The organism is Pseudomonas sp. 8BK (assembly GCF_902506475.1).
Lineage (GTDB): Bacteria > Pseudomonadota > Gammaproteobacteria > Pseudomonadales > Pseudomonadaceae > Aquipseudomonas > Aquipseudomonas anguilliseptica.
On record NZ_LR733252.1, the window covers coordinates 4,187,382 to 4,203,706 of the forward strand.

The 16,325-nt window shown below is 61.8% G+C and carries 15 protein-coding genes and 2 pseudogenes; 12 read left to right on the plus strand and 5 right to left on the minus strand.

What is annotated here, in order from left to right:
• The first annotated feature begins 31 nt into the window (after window positions 1-31).
• From ACIN8IBEIGE_RS19570 to ACIN8IBEIGE_RS19585, 4 genes are read left to right on the plus strand one after another with little or no spacing between them, the layout of a single operon-like run.
• Entirely contained in the window at window positions 32-1,042 is a 1,011-nt protein-coding gene (locus tag ACIN8IBEIGE_RS19570) for an ABC transporter permease subunit (RefSeq protein ID WP_090377171.1), read from the plus strand.
• A 10-nt stretch (window positions 1,043-1,052) separates the two neighbouring features.
• Complete coding sequence (locus ACIN8IBEIGE_RS19575) at window positions 1,053-1,955, plus strand: ABC transporter permease subunit (protein ID WP_160016116.1); 903 nt, start codon at window positions 1,053-1,055, stop codon at window positions 1,953-1,955.
• Between the two features lie 10 nt (window positions 1,956-1,965).
• Entirely contained in the window at window positions 1,966-2,940 is a 975-nt protein-coding gene (locus ACIN8IBEIGE_RS19580) for an ABC transporter ATP-binding protein (RefSeq protein ID WP_160016117.1), read from the plus strand.
• Entirely contained in the window at window positions 2,940-3,911 is a 972-nt protein-coding gene (locus ACIN8IBEIGE_RS19585; protein ID WP_160016118.1) for a peptide ABC transporter ATP-binding protein, read from the plus strand. The genes ACIN8IBEIGE_RS19580 and ACIN8IBEIGE_RS19585 overlap by 1 nt, the downstream gene beginning before the upstream one ends.
• 27 nt (window positions 3,912-3,938) lie before the next feature.
• Here ACIN8IBEIGE_RS19585 and ACIN8IBEIGE_RS19590 read toward each other — a convergent pair whose 3' ends face one another.
• Together ACIN8IBEIGE_RS19590 and ACIN8IBEIGE_RS19595 are read right to left on the minus strand one after the other, a co-directional pair.
• Window positions 3,939-4,712 (minus strand): YdcF family protein, encoded by a 774-nt coding sequence (locus ACIN8IBEIGE_RS19590; protein ID WP_160016119.1) that lies wholly within the window; start codon window positions 4,710-4,712, stop codon window positions 3,939-3,941.
• 26 nt (window positions 4,713-4,738) lie between these two features.
• Window positions 4,739-5,182, minus strand: coding sequence for a hypothetical protein (locus tag ACIN8IBEIGE_RS19595; RefSeq protein ID WP_160016120.1), 444 nt, complete (start codon window positions 5,180-5,182; stop codon window positions 4,739-4,741).
• Window positions 5,183-5,408: 226 nt separating this feature from the next.
• On the opposite strand from ACIN8IBEIGE_RS19595, the gene leuS reads away from it, so the two are divergent.
• The 8 genes and pseudogenes from leuS (at window position 5,409) to lipA (ending at window position 14,023) form a co-directional block, all read left to right on the plus strand.
• Window positions 5,409-8,021 (plus strand): leucine--tRNA ligase, encoded by a 2,613-nt coding sequence (leuS, locus tag ACIN8IBEIGE_RS19600; RefSeq protein WP_160016121.1) that lies wholly within the window; start codon window positions 5,409-5,411, stop codon window positions 8,019-8,021.
• A gap of 72 nt (window positions 8,022-8,093) precedes the next feature.
• Window positions 8,094-8,705 (plus strand): LPS assembly lipoprotein LptE, encoded by a 612-nt coding sequence (lptE, locus tag ACIN8IBEIGE_RS19605; RefSeq protein WP_160016122.1) that lies wholly within the window; start codon window positions 8,094-8,096, stop codon window positions 8,703-8,705.
• 39 nt (window positions 8,706-8,744) lie between these two features.
• The gene (gene holA, locus ACIN8IBEIGE_RS19610; RefSeq protein ID WP_160016123.1) at window positions 8,745-9,779 is read left to right on the plus strand and encodes a DNA polymerase III subunit delta; all 1,035 of its coding nucleotides are present in this window, start codon (window positions 8,745-8,747) and stop codon (window positions 9,777-9,779) included.
• A gap of 80 nt (window positions 9,780-9,859) precedes the next feature.
• Window positions 9,860-10,018 (plus strand): alternative ribosome rescue factor ArfA, encoded by a 159-nt coding sequence (gene arfA, locus ACIN8IBEIGE_RS19615; protein ID WP_090381403.1) that lies wholly within the window; start codon window positions 9,860-9,862, stop codon window positions 10,016-10,018.
• Window positions 10,019-10,090: 72 nt separating this feature from the next.
• A complete protein-coding gene (locus tag ACIN8IBEIGE_RS19620) occupies window positions 10,091-11,374 on the plus strand; it encodes a lytic murein transglycosylase (protein ID WP_160016124.1) in 1,284 nt (427 codons plus the stop codon).
• Window positions 11,375-11,516: 142 nt separating this feature from the next.
• Window positions 11,517-12,293 (plus strand): annotated as a pseudogene (locus tag ACIN8IBEIGE_RS21305) (PAS domain-containing protein); the annotation flags it as partial.
• 105 nt (window positions 12,294-12,398) lie between these two features.
• A pseudogene (locus ACIN8IBEIGE_RS21310) lies at window positions 12,399-12,833 on the plus strand (methyl-accepting chemotaxis protein); the annotation flags it as partial.
• A 137-nt stretch (window positions 12,834-12,970) separates the two neighbouring features.
• Complete coding sequence (gene lipA, locus ACIN8IBEIGE_RS19630) at window positions 12,971-14,023, plus strand: lipoyl synthase (protein WP_160016126.1); 1,053 nt, start codon at window positions 12,971-12,973, stop codon at window positions 14,021-14,023.
• 82 nt (window positions 14,024-14,105) lie between these two features.
• On the opposite strand, the gene lipB is transcribed toward lipA, so the two are convergent.
• From lipB to ACIN8IBEIGE_RS19645, 3 genes are all read right to left on the minus strand, one after another.
• A complete protein-coding gene (gene lipB / locus ACIN8IBEIGE_RS19635; protein WP_160016127.1) occupies window positions 14,106-14,759 on the minus strand; it encodes a lipoyl(octanoyl) transferase LipB in 654 nt (217 codons plus the stop codon).
• On the minus strand, window positions 14,759-15,034 hold the full coding sequence (locus tag ACIN8IBEIGE_RS19640; RefSeq protein WP_090255814.1) for a DUF493 domain-containing protein: 276 nt from the start codon (window positions 15,032-15,034) through the stop codon (window positions 14,759-14,761). Before ACIN8IBEIGE_RS19640 ends, lipB begins: the two co-directional genes overlap by 1 nt.
• Before the next feature lie 73 nt (window positions 15,035-15,107).
• The gene (locus ACIN8IBEIGE_RS19645) at window positions 15,108-16,283 is read right to left on the minus strand and encodes a D-alanyl-D-alanine carboxypeptidase family protein (RefSeq protein ID WP_160016128.1); all 1,176 of its coding nucleotides are present in this window, start codon (window positions 16,281-16,283) and stop codon (window positions 15,108-15,110) included.
• Window positions 16,284-16,325: the final 42 nt, after the last annotated feature.

Here is a 16,325-nt window from a genome sequence, read left to right on the forward strand (position 1 = left end):
CGAATGAACTGATGCGGAGTAACAAAACCCCATGTTTGCTTTTATCGCACGCCGCCTGGGATTGCTGATTCCCACCTTCTTCGGCGTTACCTTGCTGACCTTCGCGCTGATCCGCATGATCCCCGGCGACCCGGTGGAAGTGATGATGGGCGAACGCCGGGTCGACCCGGAAATGCACGCCCAGGCCATGGAACGCCTGGGGTTGAACAAGCCGCTGTATGCGCAGTATTTCGACTATATCGGCCAGCTGGCCCAGGGCGACCTGGGTGAGTCGCTGCGCACCCGCACCAGCGTCTGGGATGAATTCACCACGCTGTTTCCCGCCACCCTGGAATTGTCCCTCGCCGCCTTGCTGTTCTCCGGCACCCTGGGGCTGATCGCAGGGGTGATTGCTGCACTGAAACGGGGCTCACTGTTCGACCATGGGGTGATGGGCATCTCGCTGGCCGGCTACTCCATGCCGATTTTCTGGTGGGGTCTGCTGCTGATCATGTTCTTCTCGGTGTGGCTGGGCTGGACGCCAGTGTCCGGGCGTATCGATCTGCTCTACGACATCCCGCCAGTCACCGGTTTTATGCTGATCGACACCCTGCTCAGCGACGAAGAGGGTGCATTTGTCGACGCCCTGCGCCATCTGATCCTGCCGGCTATCGTGCTCGGCACCATTCCACTGGCGGTCATCGCACGGATGACTCGCTCAGCGATGCTCGAAGTACTGCGCGAGGACTATGTGCGCACTGCACGCGCCAAGGGCCTGTCGCCGGCCCGCGTGGTGTTCGTGCATGGCCTGCGCAACGCACTGATCCCGGTACTCACGGTGTTCGGCCTGCAGGTCGGTACGCTGCTGGCAGGTGCGGTACTGACCGAAACCATCTTCTCCTGGCCGGGCATCGGCAAATGGCTGATCGAGTCGATTGGCGCGCGTGACTACCCGGTGGTGCAGAACGGCATTTTGCTGATCGCCTGCCTGGTGATTCTGGTCAACTTCGTGGTGGACATCCTCTACGGCCTGGCCAACCCACGCATCCGCCATCAGCGCTAAGGAGAGCCCAATGACCACGCAAGCCACACTCGACCAATCGCTGTTCTACCCCTCACCGCTCAAGGAATTCTGGCAAGCCTTCGCCCACAACAAGGGCGCAGTCGCCGGGCTGGCGTTTATGATCCTGCTGGTGATCTGCGCGCTGTTTGCGCCGTGGATCGCCCCGCACGACCCCAGCGAGCAATACCGCGAATTTCTGCTCACCCCACCGGCCTGGCTGGAAGGTGGCCAGCTGCAGTTTCTGCTGGGCACCGATGAAGTGGGCCGCGACCTGCTGTCGCGGCTGATCCATGGCGCGCGGCTGTCGCTGCTGATTGGTCTGGCCTCGGTACTGATGTCGTTGATCCCCGGCATTCTTCTCGGGCTGGTCGCCGGTTTCTTTCCGCGCCTGCTCGGCCCGTCGATCATGCGCCTGATGGACATTATGCTGGCCCTGCCCTCGCTGCTGCTGGCGGTGGCCATCGTCGCCATCCTCGGCCCAGGGCTGATCAACACCATCTTTGCCATCGCCATCGTCTCGCTGCCGTCCTATGTGCGCCTGACCCGCGCCGCGGTGATGGGCGAGCTGAACCGCGATTACGTCACTGCCGCACGCCTGGCCGGCGCCAGCCTGCCACGACTGATGTTTATCACCGTGCTGCCCAACTGCATGGCTCCACTGATCGTGCAGGCCACCCTGAGCTTCTCCTCGGCGATTCTCGATGCCGCTGCCCTGGGCTTTCTCGGCCTCGGCGTACAACCGCCGACGCCTGAGTGGGGCACCATGCTGGCCTCGGCGCGCGACTATATCGAGCGCGCCTGGTGGGTGGTCAGCCTGCCGGGCCTGACCATTCTGCTCAGCGTGCTGGCGATCAATCTGATGGGCGACGGGCTGCGCGATGCACTCGACCCGAAACTCAAGAATGCGCAGTGAGGAACCCCGCATGAGCCTGTTAGATATCAAAAACCTCAGCGTGCGCTTCGGCGACGCCACTGCAATCCCGGTGGTCGACGGCCTCGACCTGTGCGTGGAAAAGGGTGAAGTGCTGGCGATTGTCGGCGAGTCCGGCTCCGGCAAATCGGTGACCATGATGGCGCTGATGGGCCTGATCGACGCCCCCGGCATCGTCACCGCCGACAGCCTGCAGTTTGACGGCACCGATATGCTGCGTCTCAAGGGCCGCCAGCGTCGGCATATCGTCGGCAAAGACCTGTCGATGGTCTTTCAGGACCCGATGACCGCGCTCAACCCCAGCTTTACCGTGGGCTTCCAGATTGAGGAGGTATTGCGCCAGCACCTGAACCTCAAAGGCCAGGCTGCCCGTCAGCGCGCGCTGCAGCTGCTCGACCGGGTGGAAATCCCTGCCGCTGCCAGCCGCCTGAATGCCTACCCGCACCAGCTGTCCGGCGGCATGAGCCAACGGGTGGCGATTGCCATGGCAATTGCCGCCGAGCCCAAGCTGCTGATCGCTGACGAACCGACTACGGCGCTGGATGTAACCATTCAGGCGCAGATCATGGATCTGCTGGTCAACCTGCAACGCGAAGAGGACATGGGCCTGGTACTGATTACCCACGACCTGGCCGTGGTCGCCGAAACCGCGCAACGGGTCTGCGTAATGTATGCCGGCCAGGCGGTGGAAATCGGCAGCGTGCCGCAGCTGTTCAATGCGCCAACACACCCTTATACCGAAGCATTGCTCAAGGCGATCCCCGAGCACAGCCAGGGCCAGCGCCGCCTGACCACCCTGCCCGGTATCGTTCCCGGCCGCTATGACCGCCCGACAGGCTGCCTGCTGTCACCACGCTGCCCCTACGCCCAGGCCCACTGCCGTGAACAACGGCCGAGCCTGGATGCCCATGAACGTGGCGCGGCGCGCTGCTTCTACCCGCTCAACCTGACTGCGGAGGTGGCCTGATGAGCGCCGTCCTGACTGCTCGCGACCTCACCCGTCACTACGAAATATCCCGCGGCCTGTTTCAGCCCAATGCCCAGGTGCAGGCGCTGAATGGCGTGTCCTTTGAATTACAGGCGGGCAAGACCCTGGCAGTGGTCGGCGAGTCCGGCTGCGGCAAGTCCACCCTGGCCCGCGCCCTGACGCTGATTGAGCAACCCAGCTCAGGCTCGCTGCAGATCGCCGGGCAGGAAGTGACTGGCGCCAACAAGGCGCAGCGCAAGCAGCTGCGCCGTGATGTGCAGATGGTCTTTCAGAACCCCTACGCCTCGCTCAACCCAAGGCAGAAGGTCGGCGACCAGCTGGGCGAGCCGCTGCTGATTAATACTCAGCTGTCGCAGCCGGAACGGCGCGAGCGGGTGCAGGCAATGATGCAGCAGGTCGGTCTGCGCCCCGAGCATTACCAGCGCTACCCGCATATGTTCTCCGGCGGCCAGCGTCAGCGCATCGCCCTGGCTCGCGCGATGATGCTGCAACCCAAGGTGTTGGTGGCGGATGAGCCGACCTCGGCGTTGGACGTGTCGATCCAGGCCCAGGTGCTCAACCTGTTTATGGACCTGCAGGAGCAGTTCAACACCGGCTACGTGTTTATCTCGCACAACCTCTCGGTGGTGCGCCACGTTGCCGATGATGTACTGGTGATGTACCTCGGCCGCCCAGTGGAAATGGGCCCCAGCGAGCTGATCTACAACCGCCCGCTGCACCCTTACACCCAGGCACTGCTGTCAGCGACACCGACCATCCACCCTGACCCGAGCAAACCGAAGATCAAGATCAGCGGCGAGCTGCCCAACCCGCTGTCGCCCCCCAGCGGCTGCGCCTTCCACCAGCGCTGCCCACATGCCAGCGAACGCTGCAAAGCTGAACAGCCGGCGCTGCGCCTGCTCGATGCGCGGCAAGTGGCGTGTCACCATGCCGAGCAGATCAACAGTTGAAGTATGCAAGCCCCGGCCAGCCGGGGCTTATTCCTGCGCAGCCCGGTAGAACAACCGATAAGCCAGCAAACCAATAGCCTCATTAAGCAGCAAACCGTTCTGCCAGACGGCCTTGCTTTCCGGCAACCAGCCGCCGGCCGGCCGGCCATTGGGCGTGCCGAGATACCCCATGGGCGCGCTGATCACCTGCAAACCCACTTGCTCAAAACTCCAGCGAGACCTGGGCATATGCCAGGCCTGGGTCACCAGTACCACGCGGGTAATACCTGCTTGCTTCAGCAATTCAGCGCTGTGGGTCGCATTCTCCCAGGTGGTGCGGCTTGCGCCCTCCTGCCAACGCACCGGCAAAGCGTAATCACGCGCCAGCACCTCGGCCATCAAGGCCGCCTCACTGGGCGGTGCGCCAAAGTGCAGCCCGCCACTGGTGAGCAGTGGCAGACCCGAGGCCTTAGCCAGACGAGCGGCGAAACGCACCCGCTCCAACGCCAGCAGGCTGGGCTGATCTGCGCCCCAACCGGGGTCAGCCAGCTCACGCCCGCCCCCCAGAACCACAATCACGTCCGCCTGCCGAGCCAGATCAGCCCATTGCCGCTCATCCAATGCCGGCTCGCTTTCCAGCACTCGCGCCGAGTATTCGACCACCACCGGCAGGCTAAACAGCCACATACCGCCCAAGCCAACGACCAGGCAAGCCGCCGCCAAGCGCGGGAAGCGCCGACGCAGCCACCAGGCGACCAGCAGCAACAGCAGGAACAGGCCTGGCGGCAGAAAGAACTGTTTGAGGATGTAGCGAATCGGCATTGAGCACCTCCATGGGTGCGCGCAGCCTACCGATGATTACTCGCCCGAAACAACTGCGAGCCGCAGGCTTTACAGGCCTGTACGCCATTGCCGGACTGCCAGCCCGCAAGAGTGCCACACAGGGCGCAGCAAAGCTGTAAACGACGTTTTAGCAGGGGTTTGACCTTGTTGGGCAGCGCCGCCGTGGGTTTATGACCGGTGCGGCCGACCTTGCGTGAGCTCGGCAGCTGTTCGATTTGCGCCATTTCCTGCGCGGCCGCATGCCAGCCACGCAGCCAGTCCAGGTCGCGATTCAGATAGGCGCGAATCAACTCCATTTCCGCCGCCGTCAGGCCGCGCAGCTCCAGTTCCAGCGGCGGCTGTGCGGACAGCGCACTCACGCTATCCGCCTCATCCAACGCCATGGCAAGACGCTGCAGCAGCCGCTCATAGAGCCCGCCCCCCGCTGCACCACGCCGAAACTCCGCCATCCTTCACCTCGCCCCGGAGCAGGCTGCCGCTCCATATAGCAAGCTTAGCGTTCGCGCTTTAACCGGCAGTACCTCGCGACAAACGGCTTAGCCAGCCAGGCGCCGCAGACGAGCATGACCGGGCCGCCATCACTGGCGCGCGGCGCAATCAGGGTTTCCCTGAATAAGCGGGGCTCATGTATGCTACGGCGTTTCCCGCAAGCCCTTATTCCCAGCGCCGGTAGCCATGCAAGAACAGTACTCGCCCCGTGAAATCGAAGCCGCCGCGCAGTCCCATTGGGACGCGCAGAAATCCTTTGTAGTGAGCGAACAGCCGGGCAAGGAGACCTTCTACTGCCTGTCGATGTTCCCCTACCCGAGCGGCAAGCTGCACATGGGCCATGTGCGCAACTACACCATCGGTGACGTGATCGCCCGCTATCAGCGCATGCTCGGCAAGAACGTGCTGCAGCCCATGGGCTGGGACGCCTTCGGCATGCCGGCAGAAAACGCCGCGATGAAGAATCAGGTCGCACCTGCCAAGTGGACCTACGAAAACATCGAGTACATGAAGACCCAGCTCAAGTCGCTGGGCCTGGCCGTGGACTGGACTCGCGAAGTCACCACCTGCAAACCCGATTACTACCGTTGGGAACAGTGGCTGTTCACCCGCCTGTTCGAAAAAGGCGTGATCTACCGCAAGAACGGCAGCGTCAACTGGGACCCGGTGGATCAGACCGTACTGGCCAACGAGCAGGTTATCGACGGCCGCGGCTGGCGCTCGGGCGCGGTGATCGAAAAGCGCGAAATCCCCATGTACTACTTCAAGATCACCGCCTATGCGGAAGAGCTGCTGAGTAGCCTGGACGAACTGGATGGCTGGCCGGAACAGGTCAAGACCATGCAGCGCAACTGGATTGGCAAGAGCTTCGGCGCTGATGTGGTGTTCGACTATGACCAGGCCAGTGTCGGTATCGATGGCCAGCTCAAGGTCTACACCACCCGCCCCGACACCCTGATGGGCGCGACCTACGTCGCCGTCGCCGCCGAGCATCCGCTGGCCCAGCGCGCTGCCGAGAGTAATGCGGCTATCGCTGCCTTTATCGCCGAATGCAAAGCCGGCTCCGTGGCCGAGGCCGACATGGCCACCATGGAGAAGAAGGGCGTAGCCACCGGGCAATACGTTATTCATCCGCTTTCCGGCGACAAGCTGCCGGTATTCGTCGCCAACTACGTGCTGTGGGGCTACGGCGAAGGTGCAGTCATGGCCGTGCCAGCGCACGATGAGCGCGACTTCGAGTTCGCCAGCAAGTACGACCTGCCGATCAAGCAGGTCTACACCGGCGAAGGCAAAGAGTACGACGCCACTCAATGGCATGACTGGTACGGCGACAAGACCGGGCTGACCAGCATCAACTCTGACAAGTACGACAACCTCGACTTCAGCGCCGCCTTCGACGCCATCGTCGCCGATCTGGAAGCCAACGACCACGGCGCACGCAAGACCCAGTTCCGCCTGCGCGACTGGGGCATCAGCCGTCAGCGCTACTGGGGCTGCCCGATCCCGATCATCCATTGCACTAGCTGCGGTGACGTACCGGTACCGGAAGACCAGCTGCCGGTGGTACTGCCCGAAGACGTAGTGCCGGACGGTGCCGGCAGCCCGCTGGCGCGTATGCCGGAGTTCTACGAATGCAGCTGTCCGAAATGCGGCGCACCGGCCAAGCGTGAAACCGACACCATGGACACCTTCGTCGAGTCGTCCTGGTATTACGCGCGCTACGCCTCGCCACATTACAACGGCGGCATGGTCGACCCTGAAGCGGCCAACCACTGGCTGCCTGTGGATCAGTACATTGGCGGTATCGAACACGCGATCCTGCACCTGCTGTACGCGCGCTTCTTCCACAAGCTGATGCGTGACGAAGGCCTGGTGTCCTCCAATGAGCCGTTCAAGAACCTGCTGACCCAAGGCATGGTGGTCGCCGAGACCTACTACCGCACCCTGGAAAACGGCGGCAAGGACTGGTTCAACCCGGCCGACGTCGAGCTGGAGCGTGATGCAAAAGCCAAGGTCATCAGTGCCAAACTGAAGAGCGACGGCCTGCCGGTGGAAATCGGCGGCACCGAGAAGATGTCCAAATCGAAGAACAACGGCGTCGACCCGCAGTCGATGATTGATCAGTTCGGCGCCGACACCTGCCGTCTGTTTATGATGTTCGCTTCACCTCCGGACATGAGCTGCGAATGGTCTGACGCTGGCGTTGAAGGCGCCAACCGCTTCCTGCGCCGCGTCTGGCGCCTGGCGCAAAACCACGTCAACCAGGGCATCGCCGGTGCACTCGACCTGGCCAGCCTGAATGACGAGCAGAAGGCCGTGCGCCGGGCGATTCATCTGGCGATCAAACAGTCGAGCTTCGATATTGGCCAGCATCACAAATTCAACACCGCCATCGCCCAGGTGATGACGCTGATGAACGTGCTGGAGAAAGCCGCACAAACCACAGTACAAGACCGTGCCCTGCTGCAGGAAGGTCTGGAAGCCGTGGCTCTGCTGCTGGCGCCAATCACGCCGCATATCAGCCATCAGCTATGGCAGGAACTGGGCCACGACGAAGCCATCATCGACGCCACCTGGCCACAGGTGGATGAATCTGCCCTGGTACAGGACAGCCTGACCCTGGTGATCCAGGTCAACGGCAAGCTGCGCGGGCAGATTGAAGTGCCGGCCAGTGCTAGCCGCGAAGATGTCGAAGCCAGTGCCCGCAGCAACGAGAACGTGCTGCGTTTTACTGAGGGCCTGAGCATTCGCAAGGTCATCGTGGTGCCAGGCAAACTGGTCAACATTGTTGCCAACTGACTAGTCGCCAACTGATTAAGCTCGGCGCGACCGCACAACGGCGCGCCGCAAGACACGCCAAGGGGATAAAAGATGATCAAACGGAATCTGTTGGTAATTGGCCTGGCTACCCTGCTCAGCGCTTGCGGCTTCCAGCTGCGCGGCACCGGTGACGTGCAGTTCGCCCTCAAGGAACTGCATGTCAGCGCACGCAACGCCTATGGCGAAACCGTCAACGAAGTACGCGACGTGCTGCAGAACAACGGCGTCAAGGTCTACCCAGGCGCACAATACCGTCTGGTATTGAGTAACGAGCAGGAAAATCGCCGCGCCGCCAGTTTTACCAGCTCGGCCCGCACCGCCGAGTACGAGCTGAACAAAACCCTCGAATACGAGATCCGTGGCAGCAAAGACCTGCTGCTGATCAGCGACAAGTTGGAAGCCCAAAGCTTCTACACCCAGGACGGCAACAACCTGATTGGCGGTGACCAGGAAGCCGCGCAGATTCGCCAGGAAATGAACCGCGAACTGATCCAGCAACTGGTCCAGCGCCTGCAGCAGATCAGCCCAGCGCAACTGGACCAACTGCAGCAAACCGCAGAAGCCAAGGCTCAGGCCGAAGCCGATGCCCTGGAGGCCGCTCGCCAGCAACAGGCCGCGCAACCGCAGCAGTCGCCGATTCAGCTGCCGATTCCCGCCCAGTAAGCTCGCCGGGCCGCGCCAGCGGCCCCGCTCTGCGCCTCCATGAAACTTAATTCCGCACAACTCGGCAAACACCTGCAGGGCAACCTGAGCCCGGTCTATGTGGTCAGTGGCGATGAGCCGCTGCTCTGCCAGGAAGCCACCGACGCTATTCGCGCCGCCACCCGCCAGCAGGGTTTTAGCGAGCGCCAGGTGTTCAACGCCGACAACAACTTCGACTGGGGCAACCTGCTGCAAGCCGGTGCCAGCCTGTCGCTGTTTGCCGACAAACGCCTGCTGGAGCTACGCCTGCCCAACGGTAAGCCCGGCGACAAGGGTGCCGCCGCGCTGCTGGAATACCTCGCCCGCCCCGCCGAAGACACCGTGCTGCTGATCAGCCTGCCGAAACTCGACGGCAGCGCGCAGAAGACCAAATGGGGCAAGGCGTTGATCGAAGGCGCGCAAACGCAGTTCGTGCAGATCTGGCCGGTGGATGCAAACCAGCTGCCGCAATGGATTCGTCAGCGCCTGGCGCAATCGGGCCTCAGCGCCAGCGCCGAAGCTGTGGACATGATTGCCGTGCGCGTCGAAGGCAACCTGCTCGCCGCCGCCCAGGAAGTCGAAAAACTCAAACTGCTGGCCGAAGGCACACAGATTGACGTCGACACCGTACATGCCTCGGTCGCCGACAGTGCACGCTTTGATGTATTCGGCCTGATCGATGCGGCCCTCAATGGCGAAGCCGCCCATGCCCTGCGCATGCTCGAAGGGCTGCGCGGTGAAGGCGTCGAACCTCCGGTAATTCTCTGGGCCCTGGCCCGGGAAATTCGCCTGCTGGCCACCATCGCCCAGCAGTACAGCCAGGGCATGCCGCTGGATAAAGCCTTCAGTTCCGCCCGTCCACCGGTCTGGGACAAACGCCGCCCCCTGGTCAGCAAAGCCCTGCAACGACTCTCAACCAACCGCTGGGCAGCGCTGCTGCAGGATGCACAGCAGATCGATGCGCAGATCAAAGGCCAGGCGGCCGGCGACCCCTGGAGCGGCCTGAGCCTGTTGACGCTAGCCATCTGTGGCCAACGCCTGGGTCTATCCCGCTAGCGCAGACTCTGGACTTTTGGCAGTGTGCGGATCATGCTTCGCCCGCCTGCGACGTGCAGGTCATTTGCCGAGGAAACGTCATGGCGAAGAAAGCCAAACGCGGCCCTAACAAGGCCAAATCCCTGATAGCCCAACCGCTGTTTCGCTCACGCCAGGAAACACCCAGCAAAGGCAAAGGCAGCTACCGCCGCGAAGCCTCCCAGCAAAACTGGGAGGCTTCATACTTTCTGGCGGCCTGAAAAGCCCGCCACAGCCCGCATAGCGCCTCAATCATGCTAAGGTTACGGCCTGCAAAATGTGCCGAGACCACCATGCCTTACCTGCTTCTTCGGGGCCTGTCCCATAGCGCCACCGCCTGCATCCTGTTGCTTCTGACTGCCTGCGCCGAAGCGCCGGCCCAGCCGCTTGCAGCCGCGCCAATTACAACCAGCACAGCCCCTGCAGTCCCAACCGCCAGCGTGGTCAGCAGCCCAACCCTGCTACTCAGCTTCGATGAATGGCGCATGCTGCTACGCAGCGATGCCATCGCCGCCGGTATCGATGCCGATCTGTTCGATCGCACCTTCGCCGGCATCACCCTGGACCCAAGAGTGGTGACCTCCGACAACAGCCAGCCGGAGTTTACCCGCCCGGTGTGGGACTACATCGATGGCGCCGTTTCCGTCTCGCGGATCGCCCAGGGCCGCCTGCTCAAGGCACAGCATCGGCCAACCCTGAAAGCCATTCGTAGCGCCTACGCGGTGGACCACGAAGTACTGATCGCGATCTGGGGCATGGAAAGCAATTACGGCAGCAATATCGGCAGCCATAACGTCATCCGCTCCCTCGCCACCCTGGCCTACGATGGCCGCCGCCAGGTGTTCTGGCGCAGCCAGCTGTTGGCCGCACTGCAGATCCTGCAAGCCGGCGACGCCCCGACACAGGGACTGATCGGTTCATGGGCGGGCGCCATGGGACAAACCCAATTTATGCCAACCACGTTTAACCAGCATGCCGTGGATTTTGATGGCGATGGCCGCCGTGACCTGTGGACCTCAACGCCTGACGCCCTAGCCTCTGCCGCACATTACCTACAGGCATCTGGCTGGGAAAATGGTCAGCCCTGGGGCTTTGAAGTGAATTTACCGCAGGGTTTCGATTATGCCCTGGCCGACCCGGAAGTGCGCCGCAGCCTGGCGCAGTGGCGTACCCTTGGGATCAACCCGGTCAGAGCCATTGATGCCAACGAGCAAAGCCAGGCCACGCTGTTTCTGCCTGCCGGCTATCGCGGTCCCGCGTTCCTTCTGCTGAATAACTTCCGCAGCATTCTCAAGTACAACAACTCCACCGCTTACGCACTGGCCATCGGCCTGCTCAGTGACGCCCTGGACGGTAACCCCGGCGTTCAGGCCGCCTGGCCACGCAATGATCGTCAGCTGGGGCGTAGCGAACGCATCGAACTGCAAGAGTTGCTGGCCAGCAAAGGCTACGAGCCAGGCCCGGCGGACGGCATTATCGGCGCCAACACGCGCAAGGCCGTACGCGCCTTTCAGCAATCCAAGGGGCAACCTGCCGATGGCTACCCCAGCCATGAGCTGCTGCAGCAGCTCAGGTAAGCACCCGCGCAACGCAAGACGCTAAGTCCGCGGCAATCCGCTGCTCAACTACACTTGAGTAGCGGCGCCTGCTGCCGACAACCGCTAATGACATGCCCAATTCACTCAGGGGTCAGCCAACCTTTTTACAAGGTGCCTTGCGATGTTCAACAACAAACTGAAAGAAGAACTGGCCGAGCTGCGTGAAGAGCTGGCCAGCCTGAGGCAGATCCGCGACTCGATTTACAGTGAAATGCTGGTAATAGAGATCGACCCGAATGGCACGATTCGCCACGCCAACGACGATTTTCTCCGCGAAATGCACTACGAGCGCAGCACCCTGCTGGGTCGTACACTGGAATCGCTGATCCCTGCATCGTTCCACAACGAGCCCAACTACCGGAGCCTGCAGCAGGCCTTGCGCCAGCACGAACACCTCAACGGAGCCTTTCGCTTGCTCCGCGGCAATGGTCAGGAAGCCTGGCTCCGCGCCGTTTGGCAGCCCGTACTGAATGGCCGTGGCGAGCTGCTCTATTTCGCCTGTCTCGCCACCGACCTGACCCGTACCATCACCACGTCGCGCGAGCACGAAGGCCTGATCGATGCACTGCTGCGCTCCACCGCAGTGATTGAATTCAACTTGGCCGGCGAAGTACTTACCGCCAACCAGCGTTTTCTCGATGGCATGGGTTATCGCCTGGAGCAGATCAAAGGCAAGCATCATCGCCAGTTCTGCGAAGCCGAGGAGTACAACTCCCAGGCTTACCAAGCCTTCTGGGCCAGGCTTAACCGCGGCGAGTTTATCGCCGGACGCTTCAAGCGCATCGACAGTGCAGGTCGCACGGTCTGGCTGGAAGCTTCCTACAACCCCATCGTCGATAACCACAACAAGCTCTACAAAGTGGTCAAGTTTGCCACCGTGATCACCGACCAGGTCAATCAGGAAGAGGCCGTGGCCAATGCCGCCAACATGGCCTACAGCATCTCACAACAAACCGACGCCAGCGCCAACAAGGGTGCCAACGTGGTCAGCCAAACCGTCGAAGTCATGCAGCGCATTGCCCGGCAAATGCAGGACGCCAGCGAAGGCATCGAGGCCCTGGACAAGCAGTCGCAGTTGATCAGCACCATCATGCAGACCATTCGCGGCATTGCCGAACAGACCAATCTACTGGCCCTGAACGCTGCCATCGAAGCCGCGCGAGCCGGTGATCAGGGCCGAGGCTTCGCCGTGGTGGCTGATGAAGTCCGTCAACTGGCAGGCCGCACCAGTCAGGCCACCGAGGAAATCGTCGACGTGGTGCAAAGAAACCAGAGCCTGGCCCAGCAGGCAGTGAGCAGTATGGCCAGCAGCCGCCAGCAGGCAGAGCAAGGCCTGAACCTGGCCAATGAGGCGGGCACGGTCATTGTGGAGATTCAGGAAGGCGCCAAGCAGGTGGTACAGGCCGTTGAACAGTTCGCCAACCAGTTGCAGCAATAACCCCCTGCAGCTGCCCGCGAGCCGCCCGCCTGAACCGCACGGCGCCCGCCGGACTGAACGGTCAGCTTCTGTGATAAGCTGCGCGGCGGCCACAAGCCGCCTCGTTCACGGAGCCTCTAGCGGAGCCCAGATTGCCGATGTCCGATACCTCCCCGCCTAAAACCGTCGCCAGTGGCGAAAAATTCCGTACCACCCAAGGCATCACCGCGATCAAGGACGGGCAAAAGCGCCGCGCCTCCAGTGAGCCTCAGGTGTTCGAGCCCAAACCCAAGTGGCTACGGGTCAAGGCGCCTGGCGGCAGCCGCTTCGAGGCGGTCAAACGCAATGTCAGCGAACACCGTCTGAGCACCGTGTGCCAGGAATCCCACTGCCCGAACATGGGCGAATGCTGGTCCAACGGTACCGCGACCATCATGCTGATGGGCTCGGTGTGTACCCGCGCCTGCCGCTTCTGCGCGGTGGATACCGGCAACCCCAATGGCTGGCTGGACCTGGAAGAACCGCAGAACACCGCCAAGTCGGTGGAGCTGATGGCCCTGCGCTATATCGTGCTGACCTCGGTGGATCGCGACGATCTGGATGACGGCGGCGCCAGCCACTACGCGGCCTGCGTACGGGCGATCAAGGACAATACCCCACATGTGGTGGTGGAAGCCCTAACCCCCGACTTCGACGGCGATCTGCAGGCCATCGAACGCGTGGTGGATTCCGGCCTTGAGGTGTTCGCGCAAAACGTCGAAACGGTTGAACGCCTAACCCATGTAGTGCGTGACCCGCGTGCCGGCTATGAAAAAACCCTGAACGTGCTGGCTCACGCCAAGCGTCACCGCCCGGATGTGCTGACCAAAACCAGCCTGATGCTGGGCCTTGGCGAGACGGATGAAGAGATTATCCAAACCATGGATGACCTGCGTGCCATCAACGTCGATATCCTCACCCTCGGCCAATATCTGCAACCGACCCGCAACCACCTGAAGGTGCAGCGCTGGGTCAGCCCGGAAGAGTTCAATCGCTTGCGCGAAATCGGCCTGCAGAAGGGCTTTATGGAAGTCGCCGCCGGCCCACTGGTACGTTCCAGCTATCGCGCCGACAAGGTGTTCGAGAAAAACAACCTAGGCCTGGCAGCCCCGGTGCCCGTGCCGGGCCAACCGCTCGATAACAGCCTGATTCCCGCCCTCAATCTGAACTGATTGAGCCACACGACGCCTGACCTTGGGCTTTGCCTGCGGTCAGGCGTTTGTGTATCTGCTCTGCCTTTCTGCCCTGCCAGCTCTAGCAGTCTATTGCGCCCGCCAAGTTCTGCTGCTGTGCATAGTCAAGGTGCTTGACCAGCTGTTCGCGCAGCCGCGCGCTGACCTCGGACAGCTCTATCGGCCCCGCCACCTGATCGGCCAACTGAGTCATGGCCATACCGGCATAGCCGCAGGGGTTGATACGCTGGAACGGCTGCAGATCCATATCCACGTTCAAGGCCAGACCATGAAAGGAACGGCCATTGCGAATACGCAGGCCGAGCGAGGCGATCTTTGCGCCATCCACATACACGCCCGGCGCGTCCGGCTTGGCGTTGGCGCTGACACCATAGCTGGCGAGCAGATCAATCAGGCTGCGTTCGATACGACTCACCAGTTCGCGCACACCAATGCCGCTGCGGCGCACATCCAGCAGCAGGTAAGCCACCAGCTGACCCGGACCGTGGTAAGTCACCTGCCCACCGCGATCGACCTGCACCACCGGAATATCCCCGGGAAACAGCACATGCTCGGCCTTACCGGCCTGGCCCTGAGTGAATACCGGGGAGTGTTCGAGCAGCCAGATTTCGTCAGGCGTATCCGCGCCACGGCTGTCGGTAAAGCGCTGCATCGCATGCCAGGTAGGCTGATAGTCGACCTGGCCCAGCTCACGAAAGCCGAGCGGCAGGTCCATCACAGCACCATGTGCACGATACCGGTCGCGCGCAGGGCGCTGTTGATATCGCGTAACTGATCTTCGCTGGTGGCTTCGATATGCAGCTGTACGGTGGTGTACTTGCCGTTGCTACTCTGGCGTTCGGCCAGGGTGCTGAGATCGACCTTGGCGTGCTGGCTAAGGATCTCGATCACCGTACTTTTGTAGTTGTCGCCACTGTCGCCGACGACCTTGATCGGGTAGTCCGCGCAGGGGAATTCGATTTTGTGCGATTTGACGTCTGGTTGATTCATGGCAGTAACGGCCTCGTAAGCCGTGGCAACAACAACGCCCCTGCAGGTCGGCAAGGGCGCGCTGGTCACGCTATCAGTTGAACAATCCGAAGAAGAACAGGCTGATGCTATCCCACAGGCGGCGGAAGAAACTACCTTCCTCAACAGCCTCAAGAGCGATCAGATCGGCGCTGTGCACCACTTCTTCACCCAGTTTCACTTCAACCTTGCCGATCACATCACCCTGGGCAATCGGGGCGGTCAGCTGCGGGTTGAGCATCATGCCGGCCTGCAGTTTTTCCAGCTGACCTTTCGGCAGCGTCAGGCTCAGATCAGCGCCGAGACCGGCTTTGACCTGACGCACAGCGCCTTTCCACACCTGGGCCTGGGCCAGTTCCTGGCCTTGCTTGTAGAAGGTGCGGGTCTCAAAGAAACGGAAGCCATAGGTCAGCAGCTTCTGGGTTTCTGCAGCACGAGCCGACTCGCTGACGGTGCCGAATACCGAGGTAATCATCCGCGCGCCATCACGTACAGCCGAAGCCACCAGGCAGTAGCCGGCTTCTTCGGTGTGGCCAGTCTTCAGGCCGTCAACGGTCTTGTCACGCCACAGCAGCAGGTTGCGGTTGCCCTGCTTGATGTTGTTCCAGAGGAACTCCTTCTGCGCGTAGATCGCATAGTGCTGCTGGTCTTCGTTGATGATGGCGCGAGCCAGAATGGCCATGTCATGGGCGCTGGAGTAATGCTCCGGATGCGGCAGACCGGTGGCGTTCATAAAGTGGCTGTTGCTCATGCCCAGACGCGCAGCGGTCTCGTTCATCATGTCGGCGAAGGCATCTTCACTGCCGGCGATGTACTCGGCCAGGGCAATACTGGCGTCGTTGCCGGATTGAATGATCACGCCATGCAACAGATCATCCACTGTTGCCTGGCTGTTCAGCGGCAGGAACATGGTCGAGCCACCGGATGCGGCACCACCGGTACGCCAGGCGTGCTCGCTGACTGGCACGAGGTCCTGCTCGCCAATCTTGCCCTTGCGGATTTCCAGGGTGGCGATATACGCCGTCATCAGCTTGGTCAGGCTGGCAGGCGGCAGACGCTGATCACCATTGTTTTCCACCAGCACCTTGCCGCTGGCGGCATCCAGCAACACATAGGACTTGGCCGCCAACTGTGGTGCCGAAGGAATTGCTGGCTGACTGGCCCAGGCAGTCGATGCACTGAGAAGGCAAAGTGATAGGAAAACGCGTTGCGTAAAGCTGGTGATATTCATCCGTCTCTCTAGATTGCTGATGGTGAACAGGCCCAGTGGGCA

Coding starts and splice junctions, on each gene's coding strand:
- ACIN8IBEIGE_RS19575 (WP_160016116.1), top strand. CDS start 1,053: ATGACCACGCAAGCCACACTCGACCAATCGCTGTTCTACCCCTCACCG.
- ACIN8IBEIGE_RS19590 (WP_160016119.1), bottom strand. CDS start 4,712: ATGCCGATTCGCTACATCCTCAAACAGTTCTTTCTGCCGCCAGGCCTG.
- leuS (WP_160016121.1), top strand. CDS start 5,409: ATGCAAGAACAGTACTCGCCCCGTGAAATCGAAGCCGCCGCGCAGTCC.
- lipA (WP_160016126.1), top strand. CDS start 12,971: ATGTCCGATACCTCCCCGCCTAAAACCGTCGCCAGTGGCGAAAAATTC.
- ACIN8IBEIGE_RS19595 (WP_160016120.1), bottom strand. CDS start 5,182: ATGGCGGAGTTTCGGCGTGGTGCAGCGGGGGGCGGGCTCTATGAGCGG.
- ACIN8IBEIGE_RS19645 (WP_160016128.1), bottom strand. CDS start 16,283: ATGAATATCACCAGCTTTACGCAACGCGTTTTCCTATCACTTTGCCTT.
- lipB (WP_160016127.1), bottom strand. CDS start 14,759: ATGGACCTGCCGCTCGGCTTTCGTGAGCTGGGCCAGGTCGACTATCAG.
- arfA (WP_090381403.1), top strand. CDS start 9,860: ATGGCGAAGAAAGCCAAACGCGGCCCTAACAAGGCCAAATCCCTGATA.
- ACIN8IBEIGE_RS19640 (WP_090255814.1), bottom strand. CDS start 15,034: ATGAATCAACCAGACGTCAAATCGCACAAAATCGAATTCCCCTGCGCG.
- lptE (WP_160016122.1), top strand. CDS start 8,094: ATGATCAAACGGAATCTGTTGGTAATTGGCCTGGCTACCCTGCTCAGC.
- ACIN8IBEIGE_RS19585 (WP_160016118.1), top strand. CDS start 2,940: ATGAGCGCCGTCCTGACTGCTCGCGACCTCACCCGTCACTACGAAATA.
- ACIN8IBEIGE_RS19580 (WP_160016117.1), top strand. CDS start 1,966: ATGAGCCTGTTAGATATCAAAAACCTCAGCGTGCGCTTCGGCGACGCC.
- holA (WP_160016123.1), top strand. CDS start 8,745: ATGAAACTTAATTCCGCACAACTCGGCAAACACCTGCAGGGCAACCTG.
- ACIN8IBEIGE_RS19570 (WP_090377171.1), top strand. CDS start 32: ATGTTTGCTTTTATCGCACGCCGCCTGGGATTGCTGATTCCCACCTTC.
- ACIN8IBEIGE_RS19620 (WP_160016124.1), top strand. CDS start 10,091: ATGCCTTACCTGCTTCTTCGGGGCCTGTCCCATAGCGCCACCGCCTGC.